The organism is Micromonospora sp. LOL_013 (genome assembly GCF_048060315.1).
Lineage (GTDB): Bacteria > Actinomycetota > Actinomycetes > Mycobacteriales > Micromonosporaceae > Micromonospora_E.
The window spans coordinates 1-24,758 of sequence record NZ_JBHMIQ010000053.1; the positions used below are offsets into that span (position 1 = coordinate 1).

The following is a 24,758-nucleotide window of genomic DNA, read 5'->3' on the forward strand; positions in this document are numbered from 1 at the left end:
CGACAGCAGCCACACAACCGCAGGCCACACCCCAAGATCAACTTAAGCTACGCAGCATTGGCCCTGTGGTCAGCAGCTTCGCCATCGCAATGCGAGTGTTCGTAGCGGGCGCGTGCCGCCGACGACTGGTCGGCGATCCGGAACCCTACGGCGACACGATCTCCCGGACGTGTCCCACTTGCCAGTGGGCCACGCGGGTCACCTTCGATTGGGCGGTGTGGGACTCATAACTCTCTGCTGTCAGTCAAGACGGTGGACGTACCGGACATGCTGCACGCGGCGGCCGAGGTTAGGAGCAAAATGGGCGCATTACGGCAGAGCCTATGATCGGTCCATGGCGCTGACTAAGCTTGGGCAGGCGCAGGCCAAGCCTGACGGAACACTCGATACCTTTCCGATTACGGACAGCTCGCAGGAGATCACGATTGACTGCCGGGAGTTCACCTGCCGCTGCCCCATCACGGGGCAGCCGGACTGGGCGACCATCCGGATCGACTACCGTCCGGGTGACCGGGGTGTGGAGACCAAGAGCCTCAAGCTCTACCTGGAGACCTTCCGGGATGAAGGCATCTTCCACGAGCACCTGGCCACGAGGATGCGGGATGATCTGGTAGCCGCACTCGATCCCATCTTTCTCAAGGTCACGGTTGACTTCAACGTCCGCGGCGGCATCGCGCTAGCAGCGTCGAGCACCTACCGGCGCTGAGTCACGGCCGCCTGATGAAGGGCCTTCCTGGACGCCCACAACACTTGGCTTCCTCCCTGCCCTCAAGGAACGGGGATTCCCTCTTGGCCATCAACGGCACAACACCCTACTCGAATGGACTGATACGAGGACTCCGATCCCTACCGGAACGCTGGCCCTGATCGGGGCTCCGGCGGCACGCTGGGTATGCTTGCCAGCTGGCTAGACCGATGCCAACGGACGGGGGTGGAAGGTGACGGAGCACCTGCCGGCAGGGACGCGTAATGCCGTTGTGCTGCTCAGCGGTGGCCTCGACTCCACGACGGCGCTCGCGATCGCGATACACGAGGGCTACCGGACCCACACGCTCAGTTTCCGGTACGGGCAGCGACACACCGTCGAGCTTGACGCCGCCGCCCGCGTGACGAAGGCACTCGGCGCGGCCCAGCACATCGTCGCCGACATCGATCTGCGGGCCTTCGGCGGGTCGGCACTGACCGACGACGCGCTCGCGGTACCACACCGCACCAGCACCGACGAGATGGATGACACCATCCCGGTAACGTACGTACCGGCGCGCAACACGATCTTCCTGTCGTTTGCGCTGGCCTGGGCTGAGACCCTGAACGCCTCAGACATATTCCTCGGGGTCAACGCGCTGGACTACAGCGGCTACCCGGACTGCCGCCCGGAGTACATCGCTGCGTACGAAGCAATGGCCAATCTTGCCACCAAGGCCGGCGTCGAGGGGCAACAGCGGTTGCGCATCCACACCCCACTGATCCGGCTGAGCAAGGCCGCAATCATCCAGCGGGGCCTGGAGCTGGGAGTCGACTTCGCCTGGACACACAGCTGCTACGACCCGATCGACGACCGGGCCTGTGGCAGTTGCGACTCCTGCCTGCTCCGTCAACGCGGTTTCGCCGAGCTCGGCATGATCGACCCTGCCATCTCCGGCGACGGATGATCGGCGTGTACCGGGTCAAGGAGATCTTTTACACACTCCAGGGCGAGGGTACGCACGCCGGTCGCCCCGCAGTCTTTTGCCGCTTCACCAGTTGCAACCTCTGGACCGGGCGAGAACGCGATCGACATCGTGCGATCTGCCAATTCTGCGACACCGACTTCGTCGGCACCGACGGCATTGGGGGCGGGCGGTTCTCGTCCGCCGTCGAGCTGGCCGCCGCCGTCGCAGAGGCTTGGCAAGGGCGGGCGCACCCCCGCAGCCGACGGTACGTGGTCTGCACCGGCGGCGAACCACTGTTGCAGCTGGACGAGACGGCTGTGACCGCCCTGCACGAAGCAGGCTTCGAGGTCGCGGTCGAGACCAACGGCACTCTGCCCGCACCTGCGGGCATCGACTGGATCTGTGTCAGTCCCAAGGCTGGCGCGAGTGTCGTACTCACCCGAGGTGACGACTTGAAGCTGGTCTTTCCCCAGCCAGAGGCCGACCCGGCTCGCTTCGAGCACCTCGACTTCAACCATTTTCTACTGCAGCCGATGGACGGGCCGAATCGAGTCGCCAATACTGCGGCTGCGGTGCGGTACTGCCTAGATAATCCACAGTGGCGTTTGAGTTTACAGACCCACAAATACATTGGGATTGCCTGATGGAGATCTTCCGGGAGTTCACCTTCGAGGCCGCACACCGGCTGCCGTACGTACCCGAAGGCCACAAGTGCGCCCGCCTGCACGGACACTCGTACCGGGTCGCCGTGCACGTCAGTGGCCAGGTCGGAGCGCAAACCGGTTGGGTGATCGACTTCGGCGACCTCAAGCAGGCGTTCGCGCCGGTCCGCGACCAACTCGACCACCACTACCTCAACGAGATTGCCGGACTGGAGAATCCGACGAGCGAAGTGCTGGCCCGATGGATCTGGCAACGACTTGCCGGTCAGTTGCCGTTGTCGGCGGTGGTGGTTCGGGAAACCTGCACCTCCGGCTGCGTCTACCGAGGCGAGGACTGAGCACGCCCGACTCTACGGGTGGTCGGGCCACCGCAGCGGCTGGGGTCCGCGTCAGGCCCCACCGGCCGAACCTACCGACGCGTAACATTACGCTAAGGTAGGCCCGACGTTCCGATCTGGAGGGTATCTGATGACCGAGTTCGACCCGGCCAACTTCGCGTCCATCGACGCGAAGGAGTTCAGCAAGCTGGTCAAGACCACCCCGGATTCCAAGATCGCCGAGGTGATGCAGGGCGACCTGCGCGGCAAGGTCCTCGACGAGGTGTTCAACCGGATGCCCGTCCTGTTCCGTCCGGAGAAAGCCGGTGCCACCAGCGCGGTGATCCACTGGAACATCACCGGCCGGCCGGACGGCGGCACCGACACCTACGAGATCGTCGTCGACAACGGCACCTGCGTGGTATCCCCGGCCGCCGAGCGCGAACCGCGACTGAGCCTGACCCTCGGACCGGTCGACTTCCTCAAGGTCGTCGCCGGCACCGCGAACCCGATGATGATGTTCATGACCGGCAAACTCAAGGCTAAGGGCGATCTCGGACTCGCCGCCCAGATCCCCAACCTGTTCGACATCCCCAAGAGCTGACCACCGATCCGTAGCCCCGCCTGATACGTGTCCTGTATCAGCGGGGTCGACCATCCCTCCGACCGGTCACGCCCGCAGCTGGGGGTGTGTGCCGGTGGACCTGCCGTTCCTGATTTCCACGCTGACCCGACGCGGGGTGCTCACCCCCGGCTCGCCGGTGCGGACCGTCGCCCAATTCGCCGCACTGCGTCGCTGGGGGTTCACCCTCGTCGGCGAACTGCGCCAGGCCGCCGCCCGCGATCCACGCCGGGTCGTGCTCATCGACGACGGCGAACAACAGCTGACCTACCGGGAGCTGCTGGACCGCGCCGAGCGGTTGGCGGGCGCGCTGCGTACCGCGCTGGACGTCTCCGCCGGGGACCGGATCGGCCTGCTCTGCCGCAACCACCCCGACATGGTGACCGCGATGGTCGCCGCCGGGCTGCTCGGCGCGGACACCGTCCTGCTGCACCCCGGGCTGGCCGGGCCGCAGCTCGCCGCCGTCGCCGACGAGCAGCGGCTGCGGGTGCTGCTGCACGACCGCGAGTTCGGCGAACAGGTCGTCGAGGTCGACACCGCGGTGGTCCGGGTCGACGAGACCCGGGTCGCGCAGCTGCTGCGCGACGCACCGACGGACACCCGGCTGGAGCCACCGCGCCGCGACGGCCGCACCATCGTGCTCACCTCCGGCACCACCGGCACCCCGAAGGGCGCCCGGCGACGGACCCCGACCGGCTTCGGACCGCTGGCGTCGATCATCGACCGGATCCCGCTGCGGGTCCACGACCGGATCATGATCGCCACGCCGGTCTTCCACACCTGGGGGTACACCGCCCTGCAGATCGCGTTCGCGCTGCGGGCCACGGTGGTACTGCACCGACGATTCGAGCCGGCAGCCGCGCTGGCCGCCGTCGACCGGCACGACTGCACCGCGCTGTTCGCCGTGCCGGTGATGCTGCAACGGCTGCTGCACGACGTACCGGAGCCTCGGCGGCAGCCGACCGGGCTGCGGGTGGTCGCGGTCAGCGGCTCGGCGCTCGGCGGCGGCATCGCCACCCGGTTCATGGACCGGTACGGCGACGTGCTCTACAACCTGTACGGGTCGACCGAGGTCTCCTGGGCTGCCATCGCCACCCCGGCCGACCTGCGCCGGGCACCGAACACCGCCGGCCGGCCGCCGTACGGCACCCGGCTGGCGGTGCTCGGGCCGGACGGCGAACCGGTGCCGACCGGGCAGGTCGGGCAGATCTTCGTCGGTAACGAGCTGCTCTTCGACGGCTACACCACCAGCGACGACGGCATGGCCGAACGCCGGCACGGGCTGCTCGGCACCGGCGACCTCGGCCACGTCGACGCCGACGGGCTGCTCTTCGTCGGCGGCCGGGCCGACGACATGATCGTCTCCGGCGGGGAGAACATCTTCCCGTCCGACGTCGCCGACCTGCTGGCTCAGCTACCGCAGGTACGCGAGGCCGCGGTGGTCGGCCTGCCCGACGCGGAGTACGGCCAGCGGCTCGCCGCGTACCTGGTGCTGCATCCGCAGGAGACGCTCGACGCCGAGGCGGTCCGGGAGTACGTGCGCCGCTACCGCGCCCGGTTCGCCGTCCCCCGGCATGTGATCTTCCTGTCGGCGCTGCCGCGCAACGCCGCCGGCAAGGTGGTCACCCGGGACCTGCCCCGGCCCTCGGGCAGCTGACCCCCCGGCCCGGACTTGGTGAACCCCGGCACTCACGGCTGGCGCAGATGCTGCGCCACCCGCTGGTGGTCCCGGAACCGCGCCCGCGCCGCCCGCTGGGCCGGGTCCTGCTCCGGCGCGGCGTCGATGTGCGCCGAGCGGGCCGCCTCCGTACGGTTGGCGTACTCGACCGGCGGCAGGCCGCGCAACGCGCGTACCACGCCGGGGCTGGCGCCGACCCGCCGCGCCTCCGCGACGATCTGTTCCTTGTCGGCGGGAAAGTCCAGCTCGTTCAGACTGTCCAGTACGTCCTGGTAGCTCGTCCCCATGCGCCGGGGCGTACCCGCCGGGCGGCCCGCTATCCGCCCGGCACGGGGTGATCCGGCACCCGGGTCAGGGCAGGGTGATCCGGCCTTCGGCGGCGGCCAGGGCGATGTCCGCCCGGAAGTGCCCACCGGGCAGGTCGACCCCGGCCAGCAGCCGGTACGCGGCGTCCCGCGCGCCGGCCAGGTCGGCGCCGACTCCGGTGGCGCTGAGCACCCGACCACCGGCCGAGACGAGCTGCCCCGTGGCGTCGCGGGCGGTGCCGGCGTGGCTGATCCCGGCCTGCCCGGCACCGGTGATCACATCGCCGGTGCGGGCTGCCGCCGGGTAGCCGGCCGACGCGAGCACCACGGTCACCGCTGCCCCGTCCCGCCAGCGCAGCGGCGGGTGGTCGGCGAGCGTACCGGTCGCCGCCGCGTGCAGCAGGCCGGCCAGCGGGGTCTCCAGCAGCGCCAGCACCACCTGGGTCTCCGGGTCGCCGAACCGGGCGTTGAACTCGATCACCCGGGGGCCGGCGGCGGTGACCGCCAGCCCGACGTAGAGCAGCCCGGCGAACGGGGTGCCCCGGTGGCGCATCTCGGCCAGCGTCGGGTGCACCACCTCGGCCATCACCTGGTCGACCAGGTCCGGCGGCGCCCACGGCAACGGCGCGTACGCACCCATGCCGCCGGTGTTCGGGCCGGTGTCGCCGACGCTGACGCGCTTGAAGTCCTGGGCGGGCAGCAGCGGCACCGCCGCCGTGCCGTCGGTGACGACGAACAGCGACACCTCCGGCCCGGCCAGGTACTCCTCGACCACCACCTGCCCGCAGGAGTCGGCGTGGGCGAGGGCGGCGGCGCGGTCGTCGGTCACCACCACCCCCTTGCCGGCGGCCAGCCCGTCGTTCTTCACCACGTACGGGGTGCCGAACGCGTCCAGCGCAGCGGCCACCTCGTCGGCGCTCCGGCAGGTCACGGCGCGGGCGGTCGGCACCCCGGCGGCGGCCATCACGTCCTTGGCGAAGCTCTTCGAGCCTTCCAGAACGGCAGCCGCGCCGGACGGCCCGAAGCAGGCGATGCCCTTGGCGCGTACCGCGTCGGTGACCCCGGCGACCAGCGGCGCCTCCGGGCCGACCACGACCAGGTCGGCCGCCACCTCGACGGCGAGCGCGGCGACCGCCTGCGGGTCGGTGGCGGTGACCGGGCGCAGCTCGGCCACCGCCGCGATGCCCGGATTGCCCGGAGCTGCGATCAACTGGTCGACGGCGGGGTCGGCGGCCAGGCTGGACGCGAGCGCGTGCTCGCGTCCGCCACTGCCGATGAGAAGTACGCGCACAACGGCCGATCCTAGACGCCGGCCTGCGCCATCCGGGAACCCCGCCGCAGATAGGCGAACCAGGTGACGGCCAGCATCACCACGAACAGCACGACGTAGAAGCGCAGCGCCGGCTCGATGTTGCCGTATGTCGACTTGGCCCAGGCATAGCAGATCGGCACCAGGAAGCCGCCGAATGCGCCGACCGACGAGATGATGCCGAGCGCGCCGGCCGCCTCCCGGCGCATCCGCAGCATCGTCTCCGCAGAGCCGCCCCGGTCCTCACCCTTCACCCGGAAGATCTTCGAGATCATCCGGTACGTCGACCCGTTGCCGATGCCGGTGGCGACGAACAGCACCATGAAGCTGACGAAGAAGACGCCGAGGTTCTGCTGCTGCACCGCCCACAGGGCCGCGTAGGCGCCGGCGGCGAGGACGACGAAGCTGGCCGCGGTCACCCGGGCGCCGCCCATCCGGTCGGAGAGCCGGCCGCCGAGCGGCCGGGCGACCGAGCCGATCCCGGCGCCGAGGAACGCCCAGCCGAGCGCGATGTCCGGCCGGTTGAACACCGCGTTCAGCAGGGTCGGGAACGCCGCCGAGTAGCCGATGAACGAGCCGAACGTGCCGATGTAAAGCAGCGACATGATCCAGGTGTCGGGGTGGCGCAGCGACGACCAGACCGGTTCGACGTCCGCTTTCGCCTCGGCGAGGTTGTCCATGTAGAGGTAGGCGCAGACCGCCGCGATGACCGCCAGCGGGATGTACATCAGACCGGCCCGGGACAACGCCAGCCCACCGCCGAGCACGATCACCTTCGGCACCAGGAACTGCACCACCGCGACGCCGACGTTGCCGCCGGCAGCGTTCAGGCCGAGCGCCCAGCCCTTTTCCCGTTCCGGGTAGAAGAACGAGATGTTGGCCATGCTGGATGCGAAGTTTCCGCCGCCGAATCCGGCTGTCGCGGCGATCACCAGAAGGGTGCCGTACCCAATTTCCGGATTGTTGACCGCCCAGGCGAGACCGGCGCACGGGATGATCAGCAGCAGGGCGGAGACGACCGTCCAGTTGCGGCCGCCGAAGATCGGCACCGCGAAGGTGTACGGCAGCCGCAGGAACGCCCCGACACCGCTGGGTACGGCGGTCAGCCAGAGCGTCTGGCTGACGCTGAGGTCCCACCCGGCGCTGCTCAGCCGCACCACCACGATGCTCCAGAGCAGCCACACCGAGAAACCGATGTGTTCGGCAAAGATGGAGAAGATGAGGTTGCGCCGGGCCACCGGCCGGCCGACCGTACGCCAGAACGTGGGGTCCTCCGGCTCCCAATGGGCGATCCACCGTTTCCGGTTATCCTGGGGGCGGGTCTCGATGGTCTCCGCGTTGACTGTCTCGTTGGCCATCAGGTTGGCTCCTTAGCCATCGGGTGCCGTAGGGTGGCGATCGAGATGCTGCCGAGCGACGTTTCCGGATCGGCGATGATCGGGCGTCTACCGGGGTGGCATTGGGCAGTCAGGCTATGAACCGAATGTTTCCTGGCGTAGAAAACGGTGATGTCGGGGCGTGGTCATGGTTCGCACCGATCCGGCCCCGACGTTGTGAGATCGCGGCCGTCGCCACCGGCGGGCGGTGTCGAAACCCGTGCCGCCGGCACCGACACCCACATCGTGCCGGCCGGGTCTTGCCGGACCGGGTAGCTTGCGCAACGGCGGCTGCCCGCTGCGGGAGCATCCGGTCGCCAACTCGAAGACGTGCTGGTACAGCGGTTAGATCATCACCTCGGCGTCGATCAGCCCGTCGGCGAGCGGGCCGCCGGCATTGCGGGCAGACCGCCGACACCGCACGCAACTGCCCCGACGTCAGCCGGAACACCGCCGGTCAGTTTGACCAGCGGCACCTGGTGTTTCTCGGGCCACGTCGGCGATCCGGCGCAGCTGGGCCACGGTGGTGCAGCCGCCCTTCATCTGCGGCACCACCGAGAAGGTGCCGTCGCGTTGGATGTGCGCAGCCCGCTGGCGCGGATCTCGGCCGTCAGTCACCGGCTAAGATCGACTCGGCGGTGACGGTGCCGTCCGTCGCGGTTTCGCCAGCCACCGACACCGGCACGCCGACGGCCAACCCCTCAAGATCACCGGGCACCCGGACGGCCGTCCCGTCACCCGTGCGCACGATCACCACCTCCCCGGCCTCGGTTTCCACGTACACCGTGTCGCCGTCGACCAGCTTGACCGTGCCGACCGCTGCCGGCTGCGGGCCGACCTCTTCGGCGCCCGTCGCGTCGGCCGCGCCGCCCGGCTGGAACTGCCCCGCCCCCGGCTGGAACTCCCCAGCCCCAGATCGGAGCTGTCCGGCGCCGGCTCCGCGCAGTCCGGGCCCGGCACCCGCGCCGGTGTCGTCGTCGTTGAACGGCACCGCCACGCCGACGGCGAACCCGGCGACCGACAGCAGCACGGCAACCAGCCACGGAGTGAGCCGGTTCGTCCACGGCCGAGGCGTCGCTGCGGCCAGCCATTCGGCGTCGTCGTCGCGCACGTCATCTCCACCAGTTGTCATCGGTCGGTCACCTACTCGTACCGCAGGGCGTCGATGGGTCGCAGGTTCGCCGCCCGGCGGGCCGGGACGCTGCCGAAGAAGAGGCCGATCGCCACCGACACGCCCAACGCCAGCAGCACCGAGCCCGGCACGATCACCGGCTCCACCCCGACGATGGTGAACCGGCTGCCGATCACCGCGACCGCGACCCCCGCCCCGCCGCCGATCGCGCTGAGCAGCGTCGCCTCGACGAGAAACTGGGCCATGATCGTGCCGGGTGGGGCGCCGAGCGCCTTGCGGATACCGATTTCGCGGGTCCGTTCGGTCACCGTCACCAGCATGATGTTGGTGATGCCGATCCCGCCGACCAGCAGGCTGATCGCCGCGACCGCGCCGAGCAGCACAGTGAACGTCTCCGCCGTCGACGCCTGCGTCTCCAGCAGCTGTGACGCGTTCTGAATCCGGTACGAGGAGCCGCCGGAGACGCCGCGGGAGCCGGCAGCGCCGTCCGTGGCCAGCCTGCGGTCCAGGATCGCGCTGACCTGCGCCTGCGCGGCGTCGACCCGGTCCGACCCAGCCGCCTCCACCAGCACTGAGTTGATCGACCCGTACCCGGTCAATGTCTGACGCACCGCAGTCAACGGCGCCACCACCAGGTCGTTGGCGTCCTGCAATCCGCCGGTGGAGGTTTTCTCGGCGAGCACGCCGACCACGGTGAACAGGGTGCCGTCGACCATCACTTGGTTGCCCAGCGGATCCGTCCCGGCGAAGAGCTCGTCGACCACGGTCTGCCCGACGAGCGCCACCCGGCGGCCCTGCGCGACATCGACTTCGGTGAAGGTGACCCCCTCGCCGACCGGCGTATTCGACGCCGCCAGGTAGCTCGGGTAGCTGCCGACGAACTGCCCGACGGAGTGGTCGGCGTCGCCGTAGGTAAGCGTCGCCGAGGTGCTCACCACCGGCGACACCGAACGGACGTCCGGGGCGAGCACCGGATCGCGCAGCGCCTCGGCGACCGCGACAGTCAGCCCGGCGCCGCCAGCGCCGGACGCCGACACGGTGATCGTGTTGGTGCCGAGCGCCTCGATCCGCTCGTTGACCGCCTGCGCCGACCCGTTGCCCACGGCGACGAGCAGGATCACCGCAGCCACGCCGATCAGGATGCCGAGTGTGGTCAACGCCGAACGCAGCTTGTTCGCGCCGATGCCGCGCAGCCCGGAGCGGATGATCTCTACCGGCCCCACTGGGCGACCTCCCGGTACGACCTGCCCGCACCCGGCCGACCGGCACCGTGGCGTCGGTCGTCGGAGACGATCCGCCCGTCGTGGACCTGTAGCAGCCGGCAGGTCCGGTCAGCCACCTCCGGTTCATGGGTGATCAGCATGATGGTGCGGCCGTCGGCGTTGAGCTGGTCGAAGATGGTCAGCACCTCCTCGGTGGACGCGCTGTCCAGGTTGCCGGTCGGTTCGTCCGCCAGCACCAGCGCCGGTTCGGTCACCAACGCGCGGGCGAGGGCGACCCGCTGCTGCTGGCCGCCGGAGAGCTGGTTCGGCAGATGCCCAGCCCGTCCGGCCAGCCCGACCAGGTCGAGCGCGGCCAGCGCCCGCCGACGTCGCACGGTCGGACGGACCCGGGCGTACGCCAGCGGCAGCTCGACGTTCGCCACGGCGGTGCTCCACGGGATCAGGTTGAACGACTGGAAGACGAAGCCGATCCGGCGGTTACGGACCATGGCGAGCTGCCGCTCGGTGAGCCGGCTGACGTCCACCCCGTCGATCAGGTAGCGGCCGGTGCTCGGCACGTCCAGACAGCCGAGGATGTTCATCAGCGTCGACTTACCGGAACCGGACGAGCCCATCACGGCGACGAACTCGCCGCGGTCGACCTGCAGTGACACGCCCCGCAGAGCGGCGACCGACGACTCACCGACGCCGTACACCTTGGTTACGTCCCGTACGTCGAGAACCGGGCTCACCGGCCACCGCCCGGCCTGCCGCCGCCGGAGAAACCACCGGCACCCGGTCCGCCCCTACCGGGGAACCCGCCACCGCCGGGGAAGCCGCCGGACCCGCTCTCCGGCTCGGTGGGGATGACCACCACCACCCGTTCGCCGACGGCCAGTCCGGAGACGATCTCCACCGCGTCGTCACCCTGCAGGCCGACCTCGACGGTACGGCTGACCTGTGCGCCGTCGACCAGTACGGTGACCGACTGCCGGGTGCCGGTGCCGGTCAGCGCGGCTGGGCTGACGGTCAGCACGTCCACCGCCTCGCCGACGACCACCGTCACTTCCACGGTCTGTCCGGGTCGGACGCCTTCGGGCAGCGAGTCCAGGTCGAGGGTGATCGGATAGCTCACCACGCCGTTGGTGGTGGTCGCGTTCGGGTCGATGACCCCGATGCTCGCGCTGGCTTCGGTTTCCGGCAGCGCGTTCCAACGTACGGTCGCCGGCTGACCGGTTTCGAGCCGCGTCGCATCGGTTTCCGACACCGAGGCGGTCACCTCCAGCTGGGTCAGGTCGGCCAGATCCACGAACCCGCTGGCATCCGACGACGAGGACGACCCGGTGCCACCACCCGCTGACGACGACCCGGTGCCACCACCGGTCGACGCGCCGACGCTGCCGTTGACCGCAACGACCGTACCGGCCATCGGGGCTGTCAACGACGTGCCGTCGACGGCCGCCTGCGCCTCGTCGACCGCGAGTTCCGCCTCGGTCACCGCGGCGACGGCGTCAGCCGTCGACACGCCCGCGACCTCTGCGGTGTCGAGTGCGTCCTGCGCGGCGTCGAGGTCGGCCCGCGCGGCGTCCAGTTCCCGCAGGGCCACCGTGTCGTCGACCCGGGCGAGGACCGCGCCCTCATCGACCTGCTGCCCGACGGACACCAGGATCTCGGTGACCGTACCGCCGGTGACGAAGTCGGCGACCGCCGTCTTCGCACTGCGTACCGAACCGGAGGCGGTGACCGTCGCCGTGACCGTGGCCTGCTCGACGACGACGGTCGCGGTTGCCGCCGAACCGGCGGCGACAGCGGCGGTGTCCGGCCCGGCCACCGTGTAGTACGTCCAGCCGAGCATGCCGAGTACCGCCAGGACGAGAACCGCATTGAGGATCAACGGCCGGCGAAGGCCGGCGAGGCGACGCACAGGCATGGCGGACAGCTTCTGATGGCTTCCTCGACGCTGACTCGGAGCGGGCTCGTTGGCGGCTGAGAGTCGACCGGCGGATCGCATCACCCACCCACCACTTCGTCGCCGACCGCCAGCCCGTCGGTCACCTCGACGTACTGGTCGCCACGGACGCCCACGCTCACCACCCGCTGCTGCTCAACGCCGGACCCGTCCCGCACGGCGACGATGTCCTCGCCGCCGACGCTGCTGCGGCTCACCGCGGTGACCGGAACCCGTACCACGTCGGTCACCTCGTCGACGACGATCCGTACCCCGGCGCTCTGACCGACCAGCAGGCCGGCCGGGACGTCGTCGAAGTCGACGATCACGCCGTAGCGCACCAGCTGGCCCTCGACGCTGCCCACCGGGTCGACCTGACCGAGGTGGGCGGGGAACTCCTCGCCCGGCCGGGTGGCCAGGGTGACGACGGCCGGCTGGCCGACCGACAACCGCGCGGCGTCGGCCTCGGGGAAGCTCGCGGTCACCTGCATCTCGGCGACCGCGCCGAGTCTGATGAAGGTGCCACCGGCTCGTACCGTGCTGCCGACGGCGCCGGAGACACCGAGCACCTTGCCGTCGATCGGAGCGCTGATCACCGTACCGGCGAGGTCGTCCTCGGCGACGGCGAGCCGTAGCTGCGCCGCAGTGACCTGCTGCCGGGCCCGCAGCACCGGGTCTCCACCGGATTCGCCCCCGGCCGACGACCCGGGTCCTGACCCGGATCCGGCTCCGCCACCGCCGGAACGCCCGTCCGCCGCCGTGCCGCAACCGCTGTCGGAGCCGTCGGCCCGGTCTCCGGGGTCGCCGGTGGGCGCGGCCGGCGAGTTGGCCGGCGCGGCCGGTGGGGTCGGGGTGGGCTTTTCCGACGGTACGGACGCGGTAAGCGAAGGTGCCGGCGAGCTGGTGGTGCCGACAGTTGGGGACGGGTCCGGGGCAGCCGACCCAGTCGCATCCGGCGTCGGGCTGGTGGTGGGGTCGGGAGCGGTCCAGGCCGCCAGCGCGGTCGTCGTGCACCCGGTGCTCACGTCGCTGTCCGTCCCGTCCGTGCGGGCGTCCGCCTGCGCCTCGGCAAGGGCTTCCCGCGCTGCCGTCAGCGCCTCTTCAGCCTGTTCGACAGCTGCCGCCGCGTCGCTGTCGTCGACGGCGGCGAGCACGTCACCGGCGGCGACGTCCTGCCCGAGCCGTACGTCCAGCCTGGTCACCCTGCCGGTAACCGCGAAGCCGAGCTGGCGGTCCTCGGCCGGTGCGACCGAGCCGGTCGCGGCGATCGCAACAGTGACCGTCCCTCTGTCCACCTGCGTCATGGCCACGGGTACGGTGCCGTCGGTGCTCGTCGGGCTGGCGACCGCGTAGGCGACGGCACCCGCCGGGATCAGCGTCGCACCGGCCGCCACGGCGACAAGTCGCCGGCTCGCGGGCAGCCGACTGACCAGCGCCCTGATGGAGCCGAGTTTCATGGATTGAGAGTGTTCCGGCACCGGCTCAGGGCCAGCTCGGGGGCAGCTCGGCGTTTCCTGTGAACCCACCCCGGCGTTGGTCGCCATCCCCAGCGCGGTCACAGCAAACCCTCACGTGACGCGGAGGTTCGTCAGCTCTGCTGACGCCCGCACCGGCGACGTCCGTCGCAGGCCATCTGATGGGGAGGGCATGATCGTGCATGTTGCGCTCAGTCGTTCGATGTGGGGCGCTGCCGGAGGCATCTGCCTGCTGCTAATTGTCGCCTGTAGCGCGTCTGACCCGGACTCGGACAGCGAAACCGCCGCAGCTGGCGCCGGAGCCATGGCGGAGTACGTGGACTGCCTGCGGGACAACGGGGTCGACGGCGTGGAGGTTCCCGAAGCCGGAAGTGGTTACCGACGTGGTGCCCCGAACGGGATGCCGTCGGAGCAGCTCCCGTCGGGGTTGCCGTCCGGCGCGCCAGGTGATGCGGGACCGGGCGGTGCGGAACCGCGCGGCGGCAGGACGGGCGGCGGATTCGGCGACATGCTCCGACCTGACGACGTCGACGACGACACCTGGGCGGCGGCGCAGGAGGCGTGTCAGTCCGAGCTACCGCCCGGCGGTCGGGGCGGTCCCGGCGGTCGGGGCGGTCCCGGCGGCGGCACCGAGAACGGGACGGACGCCAGCGGCATCGTCGCGTACCGCAACTGCCTGGCAGAGAACGACGTCGAGTGGGCCGACGAACTGGACACCTCGGACCCGACCGTCGCCGCGGCGCTGGCCGCCTGCGAACCCCTGCAGCCGGCCGAGTGACCCACTCACCTGCCGGCAGGTGACGCGACGAAGGTCTCCTGCAACGACGGTTCGAGCGACCGGCCCGTCAGCGGCTCGATGAACAGCTCGTCGAGGAGCAGGTCGGCCAGGTGAGCGGGGTTTAGCCCGGATTCCCTGCGGGCGAGCGCCTGCAGTGCGCCGCCGGCCCGCAGGGCCACGCGGACCGCACCGGAGGGCAGCCGCCGGACCGGGCGTGGCCGGCCCACCGCCTCGGCGATCCGCCCGACCATCTCGACCCAGGTCAGGTTGGCGTCGGCGACCGGAACGTCCCCGCCGCACGCTCCCTCGATCGCGTCGACCGCCGCGACGGCGACGCTGCCGGCCGAGGCCGCGGCGGTTCCGCCGACCGGGACCAGCAGCGGCGCCGCCGACCGTGCCCACCGGTCCAGCGGACCGGCCCAGTTCGGCAGCCGGTCACCGGCCCGGCCGAAGACGAACGGCAGCTCCAGCACGGTGACCGGCAGGTCGGTTCCGGCCGCCGTCCGCACCTGCCGGGCCTGTTCCAGCCGGCACCGGATGTACGCGTGCCGCTCGCCGAGCCGCCACTCGGGACGAAGCCGGTCGTGGTAGGTGTAGTAGGAGCCGAGCAGGACCCCACGGGTCAGGCCGGCGTGCCGGGCAGCGGTGAACATCCGCGCCACGGGATCGACGAGTTCACTGCGCAGCACGGGATGGATCGGCGCGGGGAGCACCCGCTGCTCGTCGACCCGGGTGCCGTACACGACGCCGTCGTGGCCGGTGAGCAGCGGCCGCAGATCGTCGACCGAGGCGGTCTCGACGTCGAGCACATGGTCGACCCCGGTACGGGCGGTCCGTGCCACCGTGGTCACCGCGTGGCCGCGCTCGCGCAGCAGGTCGACGACGTGCGTACCGATCAGGCCGGACCCGCCCACGACAAGGATCCTCATGTCGGCTCTCCTCTGGTCAGTCGGTCAGGAATGCGTCGATCTGGGCCAGGAACTCCGGCCAGGCCGGCTCCGAGGCGGTGAGCAGATGGTTGCGGCTGTCCAGCAGCACCAGTTGACTGTCCGGGATGAGGGTGGCCAGCTCGCTGGCCTGCGAGGCGGGAACCCGCATGTCGTCGCGGCAGTGCAGGATCAATGTCGGGCACTGCACCCGGTGGGCGATGTCCGAGACGTCGATCCGGGCGAACTCCTCCAGAAACCGGACCCCGTTCGCCGCCGAGGTGGTCCGCCGCTGAAAGCCGATGAACTCTTCCAACTCCTCCGGGGTGCCCTCGGGCAGGAACTGGGAGGCGAAGACGCCGAGGAAACTCGAATCCTGGTGCGCCCAGCCGACCCGGGCCAGGTTCAGATCCAGGGCCGCCTCGTCCCGCTCGGCCTGGCTGCGGGCCCGGACCTGGCGGCCCCGGGCGTACGCGCCGGCGAGGATCAACCGGCTGACCCGCTCCGGCCGGCGCACGGCGTACGCGACCGCCACCGCACCGCCCTGGGAGACACCGAGCAGCGGAAACCGGTCCAGCCCCACCGCCTCGACCACGGTGTCCAGGTCGTCGACCCAGTCGTCGAAAGAGAAGCTCGGCACGTCCCAGTCGGACAGGCCGCACCCCCGCTCGTCGTAGCGGACCAGCTGCCGGTCCCGGGCCAGCCCGTTGAGCCAGTGCGACCACACCGGGGTGGTCCACTCCAGATCGAGATGGGTCATCCAGTTGGCCGCCTTGAGCAGCGGCGGGCCGAATCCGACGCTGGCGTAGGCGATCCGGGTGCCGTCGTCGGCCCGGCAGAACCGGACGACCTGGCGGTCCGCGCCGCCGGTCTCCCCGGCGACGACCGACCGGGCCGGTGCCGGTCGGGTCGGGTACGCGGCGGGCTCCGACCCAGGGTCGGCGGAGTCAGTGGCCCTCGTCACCGTCACCGGCATCGCGAACTGGTAGCCCCGCCGGTGCACGGTCCGGATCAGCCGCTGGTGACGGCCGGTGTCACCGACGGCGATCCGGGCGGTACGCAGCCCGGTGGTCAGCGCCGCCTCGCTGACGAAACGGTCGCCCCACACCTGGTCTAGCAGCTCGTTCTTCGACACCACCCGGTCCCGGTGTTCGATGAGGTACTGCAGGAGGTCGAGTGCCCGGGGCTCCACGTGGACCGGCTCACCGGATCGCCGCAGCTGGTAGCGGGCCATGTCCAGTTCGTACTCGCCGAAGCGGTAGGTGTCGCCGGCCATCGGCTGAGCGTACCGCCCAATTCGCGCCCACCCCTCGGCGGACGATCTTGAGCTCCGACTGGTGTGGGCCCGGATGCGCAGGTCAGCAGCACCTCTCACAGTCGGACTGTTTGAGACCCGACAGAAATGGTGTAGCGTTCCGGTCAGAATTGGCGTTGCAGTGATCACATAAATCCACCGCACGGGTCACCGACCGCAATCCTTCCTCATATTTTCCTCAGTGAATCCTTCGATCGCCACCAAGTCTGCGCGGTTCAGCGCTGCAAGGCTTCGTGCTATGACATTCCTGCAACGCCGTCGGATGTTCCGACACGCCCGCACCGCGACCGTCCTGTCCGTACTGATGCTGGGTCCGATGCTCGCCGTGAGCACCCCGGCCGCCGCCTCCTCCACCGTGCCCACCGCGGAGATGGCCGACTGCCTGCTCTACGAGTCGACCGATGAGCTGGCCTGCTACCGCGACTTCCGGACCGCGATGAAGGTGGCGACCGACGGCGCGGTCACCGACGCCCCGCGCGACGGCAGCCGACTCGACGCGGCGACCACCGAGCGGATCGCCGCCGCCGGCGAGACCGCCACCCGCGCCATGGCCGCGGGTAGGGCCGCAGCCGCCCAGGTGGTGCTCGGGATCGCGTACCGGGACGCCAACTTCTTGGGCGGCTCGCTGAGCATGATCTCGCAATCCGGCACCTGCAGTGGCGGCAAGTACTTCTACTTCAACAACCTTGCCGGCGCCGGCGCCGGCTGGAGCGACGTGATCAGCTCGTACAAGAACGTCACCGACTGCGCCAGCAACTACTACGTCAACACCAACCAGTCCGGCACCCCCCACATGTGGTACTCGAACGACCAGCTCGCGCGGGTGCCCGCCGACAACCAGTACAGCTCGGTCAGGTTCTGGGACGGCCCGTCCCGCGCGGAGCTCTTCGAGCACTGCGACAGCCGGGCCGTGTCCTGCCGGTTCGTTCCGGGAACGCCGGTGACCGAGACCACCGCCGGCTTCCACGAGGTCGCCTCGCACTTCAACTGCACCCCGTACGACAACAGCCTGTCGGTCGAATGGTCCGACACCACCGGTGGGTCGATCAGCATGACCGCCAAGGTGCCCGCGACCACCTTCGGCTCCAGCGCGCTGAGCAACGTGTCGACGAGCATCAGCCAGAGCATCGGCCGGCAGTGGAACTGGGAGTCGACGGTCTCCCGGACCACGTCGCTCAACGCCGGCCCGTCGGGCTGGGCCGCGCTGGACCGCAGCCCCAAGCTGCAGACCGCCCAGGGCACGATCGAGATCAAGCTGAAGAACAAGGCCTGGGGCCGCAAGGAGTGGTACATCTGGGACTTCGAGGCGACTGTCGAGGTCCCCGACCACCTGGGCGTCACCCGGTCCCGGGGCGGCCCGATGACCGAGGCCCAGATCGCTGAGCTCTGCACCGGCCCGGCCCGCCGGGCTGCCGCGCCGACCCGCTTCGAGACCCGCCGCGAGCTCGCCGACGACCGGCCGGCCACCGCCAGCTGATCCCTGCCCCGTCTTCCGGCCCGGGGTGTCCGCTGGCGGACACCCCGGGCCGGGTGCCTTGTGAGGCCGCGACCTACCGGTCAGAGTCGCCGCAGGACTCCGGTGCGCGGTTCCATCAGCGCGGCGAAGTGGTCAACGAGTCGTCGTACCACCGCCGCGTCCCGCACCACCACCCCGACTTCCAGATTGTCCGACAGCGCCCGGTCGGTCAGGTTGGCGCTGCTGACCAGCGCGGCCTCGGTGTCGGCGGCGATCACCTTGGCGTGCAGGGCCGGAAGTGACCGGCCCGGCTGTCGTCGCGCCGCCGGCCAGTGCCAGCAGGCGACCCGGTCACCGAGGCCGGCGAAGACGTCGGCTCCGGTCACCCCGCGCAGCGGTCCGCCGTCGGCGGCGCCGCTCTCGGACACCAGGTCGACCCGGACGCCGCGGTCGGCGGCGGCGGACACCTCGGCCACGACCTCGGCGACGCCGTACGCGGCGAAACTGACCATCAGCAGCGACCGGCGGGCCTGCCGGATCAACTCGACCACCACCGACCGGGTCAGCCGAACCGCGACGGCCGGGCTGCTCGGCCCGCTGACCACCAGTTCGGTACGCCGTGCCTCGGCCCGTCGCTGCAGGTGGGCGGCGCTGCGCAGAGCGAGCGCGACGGCCGGGCCGGGCAGGCCGGGGGCGTGGGTCCGCCAGGCGGCGACCAGCCGTCTGGCGTGACCGGCGACCGCGTACCCCGGTCGGGCGTCGATCAGCGCGGCCTCGACGGTGGCGTCCGGCCGCTGAACTGATGCCAGTACACCGGCCCACCCGGCGACGTGCCCGGCCGGCAGCTCGGCGGCCAGCTCGGCGACGGTCTGCGCCATGGCCTCGGACGGGTTCACCGCTGGCAGCCGGTCACCGGCAGAAGCCGCACTCGCTGTCGGCGAGGGTGTCGACCAGCAACGACCGGTCCAGGTAGTGGTTGCCGCCTTCGCAGGACGTTTCGGCGGCGTACAGGCAGGCATGGCAGGCGGCTCCGGCGAGCCGGCCATGCACCGTCGGGTCGTGTTCGGCACAGAGCGGGTCGGAGCTGCACAGCCGGGCACCGTGCAACGCGCGGTCGATCAGTGGGCCGAGCCGGTCGGCCCGGCCGAGGGTGACCAGGCCGCCGAGGGTGCCTTCACTGTCCGGGGCGGCGGTGTAGAGCAGCACCCCGGCCATCGGCGAGTCGCCGGTACGCGCGTACACCCGCTCGCCGATGCCGGAGGCGCTGTAGCCGCACTCCAGCGCCAGCTCCCGGATCAGGGTGTGCGCGAAGGTGTGCAGCAGCAGGTAGCGCAGGCCGGGCCAGGCCCCGGGGGGTAGTTCCCGCTGCACCCGCCACTTCTCGTGGGCCCGGATCAGCAGCTGTTCGCGGGCCTTGACCGCGGGGTCGTGCTCCCAGGCGACGATGCGTTCCTCGGTGAACCGCAGGAAGATGCCTTCACCGCGGGTTTCGGCGCACGGCACCCAGGTGGGCGGCTCGGCGGACAGCGGTGCGCGGCACCGGTCGGGGGTGTCGAGCACGTCCCGTTCGGGGGCGTCGATGCGGGTGAAGCCGTACAGTGCGGCGACCCGACGCAGCCGGGGCACCAGCACCACCTGGCTCAGCCAGTCCCGGTGCCCGGCCGGGACCGGCTCCGGTCGGGTGGTGAAGTCCGGCAGTGCCGCGCCGACGCTGGCGGTGAACGCGCGCCACTCGGGCAGGTGCAGGTCGAGATTGTCCCAGTCACCGCCACCGGGGACGTCGCCGGCTTCGTGCCGCCGCTGGATCGCCGCCCACACCTTGTCCACTCCGTGCGGTTGCAGCTCGGGCCAGCAGGTCTGGGTGGGCAGGATCATCGTGCCGGTCTGCGCTGGCAGCGGAGCGAGCACGCTCAGCGTCGGCCAGAACTCGGCGACCAGGTGGTCCACCGGGTGTTCGGCCTTCGGCACGCTGAACACCGCCGCCTGCATGGCGAACCAGCTGTTGGTGGCGCCGAGCGCCAGGGTGCGCGGCGGCGCGTCGCACGGTTCGTAGCTGCCCAGGTGCGGGTGGCGGCCCCGGCAGGCGGGCAGGTTGCGGTCGGCGAGCGCCCCGATCGCGTCCGAGATGGGCCGCGCCGCCTCGCACTGGCCGCAGGTGACGAAGATGTTGGTGGTCTCGCCGGTACTGCCGCGTTCGGACAGTTGCAGCGGGTGCCCGGCACCGGGGTCGCTGCCCCGGTGCACGAAGTACGACCAGGGGAAGTCGTCGAGGTGGCCGTTGCCGCAGGCCAGCACGAACCGGGCCGGTACGGCGGTGGGTCGGCCGCCGCCGTTGCCCCGGCAGGTGTGCACGTAGCGGACCTTGTCCGGCGTCGGCGCCGAGACCAGCTCGAACAGACCCGACTCGACTGGGGCGAGTTGGTTGCACCGGGTGTCGGAGCAACGCAACCAGGCGGGGAACAACGCGACCGGCACCCCGATGCGGGCCCATTCGGCGTACGGGTCGGAGGTTTCCGGCAGGTGTGGCGGCAGCCGCAGCGCCTGCACCTGGTAGCCGAGTTTGGCGCGCATGGCGGCGAGCAGCCGGTCTTCGGTGATGACGGTGGCGCGGGCCAGCTCCCAGTGGTCGAGGCCGAGCGGCATCACCGACAGGCTGGGCAGGTCGGCGACGGAGCCGATGCCGTAGGTGTGCAGCAGCTGGTTGGGGCGCAGCGCGCCGACCCGCAGTTGCCGTTGCTGTGGGTCGCTCACGCCAGCGCCTCCGGCCCGTCGGCTCCGCCAGCGGCCCCACCGGCGGCGGCCCCGGTGCCGGTCGCCGGATCGGCGCGGGGCACGAACGGTGGCGGTGGTTCCGCGATGGCGGCCCCGGTGAGCTGCAACTGCAGCTGCACACCGGGTTCGACGTCGCGCAGCGAGGTCGGGCAGGTGGTCTGCCGCCAGCGGCCCTCCTCGGGGCGGTGCAGCAGCCCGGCGATGTCGTCGCTGCGGCGCGGCTTGTCGTACGCGAGTCGCCGGGCGGGCATGGCCCGTTCCCGCGCCCACGCGTCGAGCCGCGCTTCCAGCTCGTCCTCGACGCGTAGCCGTACGGCGTTGTCGGCGGCGACGTCGCTGCGCCGGGCGAGGAAACGCACCACGTGGTCGGCGAGGGGGCCGTAGCGGTCGAAGTGCTGGGCGCTCAGGTTGCCGTTGTAGGTGTGTTCCAGGTTGCGGATCAGGGCGACCAGCACCCCGGTCAGGCCGCGGTCGATGGCCCGATCGGCGAACGGGGTGACCGACAGCGCTTCGACCTGCCGGTAGACGGTGGCGTGGAAGTGGTCGAAGCGTTCGTAGTGCGACAGGTCGCGGGGGCGGGCCCAGTTGTAGACGGTGAAGACGATGCCGGGGGCGGCGCGACCGACCCGGCTGGTGGCCTGGATGTACTCGGCGGCCGACTTGGGCTGGTTGGCGACGACCATCACGCCGAGCCGGGACACGTCGACCCCGACGGAGATCATGCTGGTGGCGAGCAGCACGTCGATCGGTCTCGGGCCGGCTTTGCCGCGCCCGCCGGTGAACCGGACGGCGAGCCGGTCCAGCAGCGGCCGGATCGCGTCGGAGGGCATCCGGGAGGTCAGCTCCTCCAGCAGCGGGTCGTAGCGGCGGGCGAGGCCGCGTTCGTCAGCGCGGGTAAGTCGGGTGGAGACGTCGTCTTCGACGAGGCGTCGCATGCCGCCGAGGTCGCGCAGGCTGTTGAAGTAGCCGACCAGGGTCATGTACGGGTCGGTGACGTCGTTTCGGCCGTAGCGTTCGTGCAGCTTCTGGGCGGCACCGAGGACCGACACGTAGACCCGGATCAGGGTCGACTTGATCCGGGTGCCGTGGGCGCAGATGCCGATGTAGCGCCGGCCGGGACGCTGGTCGGGGTGACGTTGGCGGGCGAAGAAGCTGTCGGCGGCGTCGAGACCGGGCGGCGGGAACACTTCGGTGCTGCGGTGGAACAGCGCGCCGATCTGCTGGTGGGCTCGGCGGACCGTCGCGGTGGAGGCGATCACCTTGGGCCGGGTCGAGTGGCCGGTCATCGGCTGCCAGGTGGCGAGCCGGTCGACGGCGGTCTCGTAGAGGCCGACGAGGGAGCCGAGCGGCCCGGAGATCAGGTGCAGCTCGTCCTGGATGATCAGGTCGGGGGGTCGCAGTCGGGGACAGTCGACGATGCGGGCCGGGCCGGCGTTGCCGGTGGCCCGGTGGTACGTCGCTTCCCAGTCGGTGCGCTCCAGGTCTTCGGTGACGTAGCCGTGCCGTTCACAGCGCCGGCTGACCTGCCCGAACAACGCTGAGGTCTCGCCCTTCCAGGCCAGTTGGGCGAACTTGTCGACGGTGGCGATCAGCAGGGCCGGCGGGTGCCGGTAGATCTCCTCGTCGACCACGAGCACCGGCAGCCCGCGCTGGTCGTCGGGCCGGCCGAAGCCGGCGAGCTCGCCGAACGGGCATTCGACGTCGGGGCAGCGCACCAGGGTCCGGCGGTACGTCGGGTCGATCATGATGTCCCGGCCGGGTTCGATCCGGCTGCCGCACCACGGGCAGCTGGTCAGCTGGTGTGGTGACCCGTGGCCCCGGGTGGCGGCACCGCGACCGCCGCGCTGCTGCTGCAGCCACTGCCGAGCCTGGTCGGTGTGGTTGGGGGTGACCTTGCCACCGACCCACAGTCCGATCCGGATCGGCGTGTCACCCCAGGTGGTTTCGTCGGCACGGCGCAGGGTTTCGGCGGCGCAGATCAGGGTGGCGGCCCGCTCGAACTGCTGGATGGTGAGCAGCCGCAGCGTGTAGCGCATCAGCACGGCGAGGCCGTCGGCGGCGACCAGGCCACCGTAGGCGGGTTGTAGCCGGCGGATCGCGATGGTGAAGGCGGTCAACCCGAGGTACGCCTCGGTCTTGCCGCCACCGGTCGGGAACCACAGCAGGTCGGCGACGGCTCGCTGTAGATCCTCTGTGCGTTCGGCGTGCCGGGGGTCGGCCAGCGCCGGCAGGTTGATCAGCAGGAAGGCGAGCTGGAACGGCCGCCAGCGGTGGTTGTCGGGCTGGTCGGCGGCGTCGGTCGCCGCCGCGAGCCCGAGGCCGGGGTGTTCGCGACGGGCGTCGGCGACCCTGGTGTGCACCCGCTGCAGGTACATCGCCTGGTTGGCGAAGCCGAAGGCGCGGCGGGAGGCCGGGTCGGTGGCGAGCAGGCCGATGCCGGCGGTGATCCGGTCGGCGGCCCGGCGGGCGTCGCGCAGCGCCTCGGTGACCTGCTGCCGGTGTTCGGTGAGCCGGCGGTGCGGCTGGTCGGCGGCGGCGTCGTTGCCGGCGATCCAGGCCCGGTAGCCGTCGACGAGCGGGGTCAGCGCCGCCAGCAGCGGATCACCGGCTGGACCGCGTGCCGAGCCTTTGGCTGGGGCGGCCGCCGGGGTGGCGGCCAGCTCGGCGAGGCGTTTCATGTCGAGCTCGACGGCGGCCAGCTCCGGCAGATCGGGGTCGGTGTCGGCGGTCGGCACGTCGGTGAACGGCAGTTCGTGTACGGGCACCGGGCAGGTGCGGATCCGGTGGGCGCGCAGCGCGTGGTCACCGGCGGCCGGGTCGGCCCGCACGGCCGTGCCGTGGCCGACGGCGTACTCGGGATGGAAGCGGTAGGCCATCGCGAGCCGGCGGCGTTCGGCCTGGTCGGAGGCGTCGCCGCCGGTTATCTGCTCGGGTCGGGGCCAGAAGACCGGCTGGTCGCCGTCGCCGGTGGCGGACAGCTCCACCTGGAAGATCCAGGAGCTGGCGTCGCGCCGCGCGCCGGGCCGCTGCCGGTTCTCCAGGAACAGGGAGATCAGCCAGCGGCCGTCGCGGCGGCGGGCCCGGCCGCGTACCACGATGTCGGGTTGGTCCGGGTCGGGGGCCTGCGGCGGCAGCGGGCCTTCGGCGAGTACGACGATGATGGTGCCGCCGTAGCTCTGGCGCTGCCAGACCCGGCCGGCGTATTCCTCGCGCTGCGAGGTGGCCCGGTCGTAGCGGCCCCAGCCGCCGGTGACCCGCAGCGCGGTGGCGGCACCGTCCACGGTGGCGGTGAAGCCGAGCGCAGACGGGGCGAGGCTGGGCACGTTGGGGGCGCTCGGCTCCGGCTGGCCCTCCATGATGTCCGGTGCGCTGGCGTCGGAGAGCTCGTCCTGGGTGTCGGGCTCGACGGCTTGGCCGTTGGGGGCGAGCCGGCCGAGCAGGTAGCGGTCGAGCGGGCTCTCCTGGGTGCCGAACTCCTCGTCCGGCCCGTCGAGCGGCCCGAGCAGGTCGGCCAGGACCAGCGCCTGCAGCTCGTCGCGGATCACGCCCGCGTCTGGTCTGCCGAGTACGCCCGCCTCACCCATGCCCGCCACCGTAACGGCTCCCACCAAAACCGTCCTCATGCGATCGACTGCACCTGCCGACCGGAAAGCATGATCACTTGAGTACTTTGACCGTCCGGCAAATGTCGATCATGAGCGAACTGAAGATCAATATCGCCCGCTGAACCTGGACCATCATCCCGATGTGGACAAATCAAAAGGCCATGACTTCGCGCCACGGTGCGCCGCCGTACGGTCCTTGGCCGTACGGCGCTACTGTCGTCATCTCGC

At 71.0% G+C, this 24,758-nt stretch carries 22 protein-coding genes; 8 read left to right on the plus strand and 14 right to left on the minus strand.

The features are described from left to right. Nucleotides 1–334 precede the first annotated feature (334 nt). The 6 genes from queF (at nt 335) to ACFHWS_RS26300 (ending at nt 4,910) form a co-directional block, all read left to right on the plus strand. Complete coding sequence (gene queF, locus ACFHWS_RS26275; protein WP_416553851.1) at nt 335–706, plus strand: preQ(1) synthase; 372 nt, start codon at nt 335–337, stop codon at nt 704–706. 232 nt (nt 707–938) lie between these two features. Then, nucleotides 939–1,652: a 7-cyano-7-deazaguanine synthase QueC gene (gene queC, locus ACFHWS_RS26280; RefSeq protein ID WP_416553849.1), complete on the plus strand. Its 714-nt coding sequence runs from the start codon at nt 939–941 to the stop codon at nt 1,650–1,652. Further along, a complete protein-coding gene (gene queE / locus ACFHWS_RS26285) occupies nt 1,649–2,296 on the plus strand; it encodes a 7-carboxy-7-deazaguanine synthase (RefSeq protein WP_416553847.1) in 648 nt (215 codons plus the stop codon). The genes queC and queE overlap by 4 nt, the downstream gene beginning before the upstream one ends. Then, nucleotides 2,296–2,652 carry a 6-carboxytetrahydropterin synthase QueD gene (gene queD / locus ACFHWS_RS26290; RefSeq protein ID WP_416553845.1) on the plus strand — a complete coding sequence of 119 codons (357 nt, stop codon included), beginning with the start codon at nt 2,296–2,298 and terminating at the stop codon, nt 2,650–2,652. The genes queE and queD overlap by 1 nt, the downstream gene beginning before the upstream one ends. A gap of 130 nt (nt 2,653–2,782) precedes the next feature. Further along, nucleotides 2,783–3,235, plus strand: a complete 453-nt coding sequence (locus ACFHWS_RS26295) for an SCP2 sterol-binding domain-containing protein (protein WP_282232857.1) — start codon at nt 2,783–2,785, stop codon at nt 3,233–3,235. Between the two features lie 94 nt (nt 3,236–3,329). After that, nucleotides 3,330–4,910, plus strand: coding sequence for an AMP-binding protein (locus tag ACFHWS_RS26300; RefSeq protein ID WP_416569338.1), 1,581 nt, complete (start codon nt 3,330–3,332; stop codon nt 4,908–4,910). Between the two features lie 32 nt (nt 4,911–4,942). On the opposite strand, the gene ACFHWS_RS26305 is transcribed toward ACFHWS_RS26300, so the two are convergent. The 9 genes from ACFHWS_RS26305 to ACFHWS_RS26345 all read right to left on the minus strand — a co-directional run bounded on the left by ACFHWS_RS26305 (nt 4,943) and on the right by ACFHWS_RS26345 (nt 13,660). Then, nucleotides 4,943–5,218 carry a DUF2795 domain-containing protein gene (locus tag ACFHWS_RS26305; RefSeq protein WP_123606462.1) on the minus strand — a complete coding sequence of 92 codons (276 nt, stop codon included), beginning with the start codon at nt 5,216–5,218 and terminating at the stop codon, nt 4,943–4,945. Nucleotides 5,219–5,282: 64 nt separating this feature from the next. Beyond that, nucleotides 5,283–6,527, minus strand: coding sequence for a phosphoribosylamine--glycine ligase (purD, locus tag ACFHWS_RS26310; protein ID WP_416569339.1), 1,245 nt, complete (start codon nt 6,525–6,527; stop codon nt 5,283–5,285). Nucleotides 6,528–6,538: 11 nt separating this feature from the next. After that, nucleotides 6,539–7,903: a NarK family nitrate/nitrite MFS transporter gene (locus ACFHWS_RS26315; protein ID WP_416569340.1), complete on the minus strand. Its 1,365-nt coding sequence runs from the start codon at nt 7,901–7,903 to the stop codon at nt 6,539–6,541. 456 nt (nt 7,904–8,359) lie between these two features. After that, a complete protein-coding gene (locus ACFHWS_RS26320) occupies nt 8,360–8,539 on the minus strand; it encodes a hypothetical protein (RefSeq protein ID WP_416553837.1) in 180 nt (59 codons plus the stop codon). Further along, a complete protein-coding gene (locus ACFHWS_RS26325; protein ID WP_416569341.1) occupies nt 8,532–9,032 on the minus strand; it encodes a hypothetical protein in 501 nt (166 codons plus the stop codon). Before ACFHWS_RS26325 ends, ACFHWS_RS26320 begins: the two co-directional genes overlap by 8 nt. A gap of 32 nt (nt 9,033–9,064) precedes the next feature. Further along, nucleotides 9,065–10,276, minus strand: coding sequence for an ABC transporter permease (locus ACFHWS_RS26330; protein ID WP_416553833.1), 1,212 nt, complete (start codon nt 10,274–10,276; stop codon nt 9,065–9,067). Then, nucleotides 10,264–11,007, minus strand: a complete 744-nt coding sequence (locus ACFHWS_RS26335) for an ABC transporter ATP-binding protein (RefSeq protein WP_416553831.1) — start codon at nt 11,005–11,007, stop codon at nt 10,264–10,266. The genes ACFHWS_RS26330 and ACFHWS_RS26335 overlap by 13 nt, the downstream gene beginning before the upstream one ends. Further along, the gene (locus ACFHWS_RS26340) at nt 11,004–12,185 is read right to left on the minus strand and encodes an efflux RND transporter periplasmic adaptor subunit (protein ID WP_416553829.1); all 1,182 of its coding nucleotides are present in this window, start codon (nt 12,183–12,185) and stop codon (nt 11,004–11,006) included. The genes ACFHWS_RS26335 and ACFHWS_RS26340 overlap by 4 nt, the downstream gene beginning before the upstream one ends. An 80-nt stretch (nt 12,186–12,265) precedes the next feature. After that, nucleotides 12,266–13,660, minus strand: a complete 1,395-nt coding sequence (locus tag ACFHWS_RS26345; protein ID WP_416553827.1) for an efflux RND transporter periplasmic adaptor subunit — start codon at nt 13,658–13,660, stop codon at nt 12,266–12,268. A gap of 526 nt (nt 13,661–14,186) precedes the next feature. Here ACFHWS_RS26345 and ACFHWS_RS26350 point away from each other — a divergent pair. Then, nucleotides 14,187–14,456 carry a hypothetical protein gene (locus tag ACFHWS_RS26350; protein ID WP_416569342.1) on the plus strand — a complete coding sequence of 90 codons (270 nt, stop codon included), beginning with the start codon at nt 14,187–14,189 and terminating at the stop codon, nt 14,454–14,456. A 5-nt stretch (nt 14,457–14,461) separates the two neighbouring features. Here the strand turns inward: ACFHWS_RS26350 and ACFHWS_RS26355 are convergent, their stop codons facing one another. Both ACFHWS_RS26355 and ACFHWS_RS26360 read right to left on the minus strand, forming a co-directional pair. Next, nucleotides 14,462–15,385 (minus strand): NAD-dependent epimerase/dehydratase family protein, encoded by a 924-nt coding sequence (locus ACFHWS_RS26355; protein ID WP_416553823.1) that lies wholly within the window; start codon nt 15,383–15,385, stop codon nt 14,462–14,464. Between the two features lie 16 nt (nt 15,386–15,401). Further along, entirely contained in the window at nt 15,402–16,658 is a 1,257-nt protein-coding gene (locus tag ACFHWS_RS26360) for an alpha/beta fold hydrolase (RefSeq protein WP_416553821.1), read from the minus strand. Between the two features lie 277 nt (nt 16,659–16,935). On the opposite strand from ACFHWS_RS26360, the gene ACFHWS_RS26365 reads away from it, so the two are divergent. Beyond that, nucleotides 16,936–18,174 carry a hypothetical protein gene (locus ACFHWS_RS26365; protein WP_416553819.1) on the plus strand — a complete coding sequence of 413 codons (1,239 nt, stop codon included), beginning with the start codon at nt 16,936–16,938 and terminating at the stop codon, nt 18,172–18,174. Between the two features lie 80 nt (nt 18,175–18,254). Here ACFHWS_RS26365 and drmC read toward each other — a convergent pair whose 3' ends face one another. From drmC to drmA, 3 genes are read right to left on the minus strand one after another with little or no spacing between them, the layout of a single operon-like run. Beyond that, nucleotides 18,255–19,049 carry a DISARM system phospholipase D-like protein DrmC gene (drmC, locus tag ACFHWS_RS26370; protein WP_416553817.1) on the minus strand — a complete coding sequence of 265 codons (795 nt, stop codon included), beginning with the start codon at nt 19,047–19,049 and terminating at the stop codon, nt 18,255–18,257. Between the two features lie 13 nt (nt 19,050–19,062). Beyond that, nucleotides 19,063–20,904 (minus strand): DrmB family protein, encoded by a 1,842-nt coding sequence (gene drmB, locus ACFHWS_RS26375; RefSeq protein WP_416569343.1) that lies wholly within the window; start codon nt 20,902–20,904, stop codon nt 19,063–19,065. Then, on the minus strand, nt 20,901–24,509 hold the full coding sequence (drmA, locus tag ACFHWS_RS26380) for a DISARM system helicase DrmA (protein ID WP_416569344.1): 3,609 nt from the start codon (nt 24,507–24,509) through the stop codon (nt 20,901–20,903). The genes drmB and drmA overlap by 4 nt, the downstream gene beginning before the upstream one ends. Nucleotides 24,510–24,758 lie beyond the last annotated feature (249 nt).

What these genes read in the sequence shown, in the direction of transcription:
- queF (WP_416553851.1), top strand. Translation starts at nt 335, where the DNA reads ATGGCGCTGACTAAGCTTGGGCAGGCGCAGGCCAAGCCTGACGGAACA.
- queE (WP_416553847.1), top strand. Translation starts at nt 1,649, where the DNA reads ATGATCGGCGTGTACCGGGTCAAGGAGATCTTTTACACACTCCAGGGC.
- queD (WP_416553845.1), top strand. Translation starts at nt 2,296, where the DNA reads ATGGAGATCTTCCGGGAGTTCACCTTCGAGGCCGCACACCGGCTGCCG.
- ACFHWS_RS26295 (WP_282232857.1), top strand. Translation starts at nt 2,783, where the DNA reads ATGACCGAGTTCGACCCGGCCAACTTCGCGTCCATCGACGCGAAGGAG.
- ACFHWS_RS26305 (WP_123606462.1), bottom strand. Translation starts at nt 5,218, where the DNA reads ATGGGGACGAGCTACCAGGACGTACTGGACAGTCTGAACGAGCTGGAC.
- ACFHWS_RS26315 (WP_416569340.1), bottom strand. Translation starts at nt 7,903, where the DNA reads ATGGCCAACGAGACAGTCAACGCGGAGACCATCGAGACCCGCCCCCAG.
- ACFHWS_RS26340 (WP_416553829.1), bottom strand. Translation starts at nt 12,185, where the DNA reads ATGCCTGTGCGTCGCCTCGCCGGCCTTCGCCGGCCGTTGATCCTCAAT.
- ACFHWS_RS26345 (WP_416553827.1), bottom strand. Translation starts at nt 13,660, where the DNA reads ATGAAACTCGGCTCCATCAGGGCGCTGGTCAGTCGGCTGCCCGCGAGC.
- ACFHWS_RS26350 (WP_416569342.1), top strand. Translation starts at nt 14,187, where the DNA reads ATGCTCCGACCTGACGACGTCGACGACGACACCTGGGCGGCGGCGCAG.
- ACFHWS_RS26355 (WP_416553823.1), bottom strand. Translation starts at nt 15,385, where the DNA reads ATGAGGATCCTTGTCGTGGGCGGGTCCGGCCTGATCGGTACGCACGTC.
- ACFHWS_RS26360 (WP_416553821.1), bottom strand. Translation starts at nt 16,658, where the DNA reads ATGGCCGGCGACACCTACCGCTTCGGCGAGTACGAACTGGACATGGCC.
- ACFHWS_RS26365 (WP_416553819.1), top strand. Translation starts at nt 16,936, where the DNA reads ATGACATTCCTGCAACGCCGTCGGATGTTCCGACACGCCCGCACCGCG.
- drmA (WP_416569344.1), bottom strand. Translation starts at nt 24,509, where the DNA reads ATGGGTGAGGCGGGCGTACTCGGCAGACCAGACGCGGGCGTGATCCGC.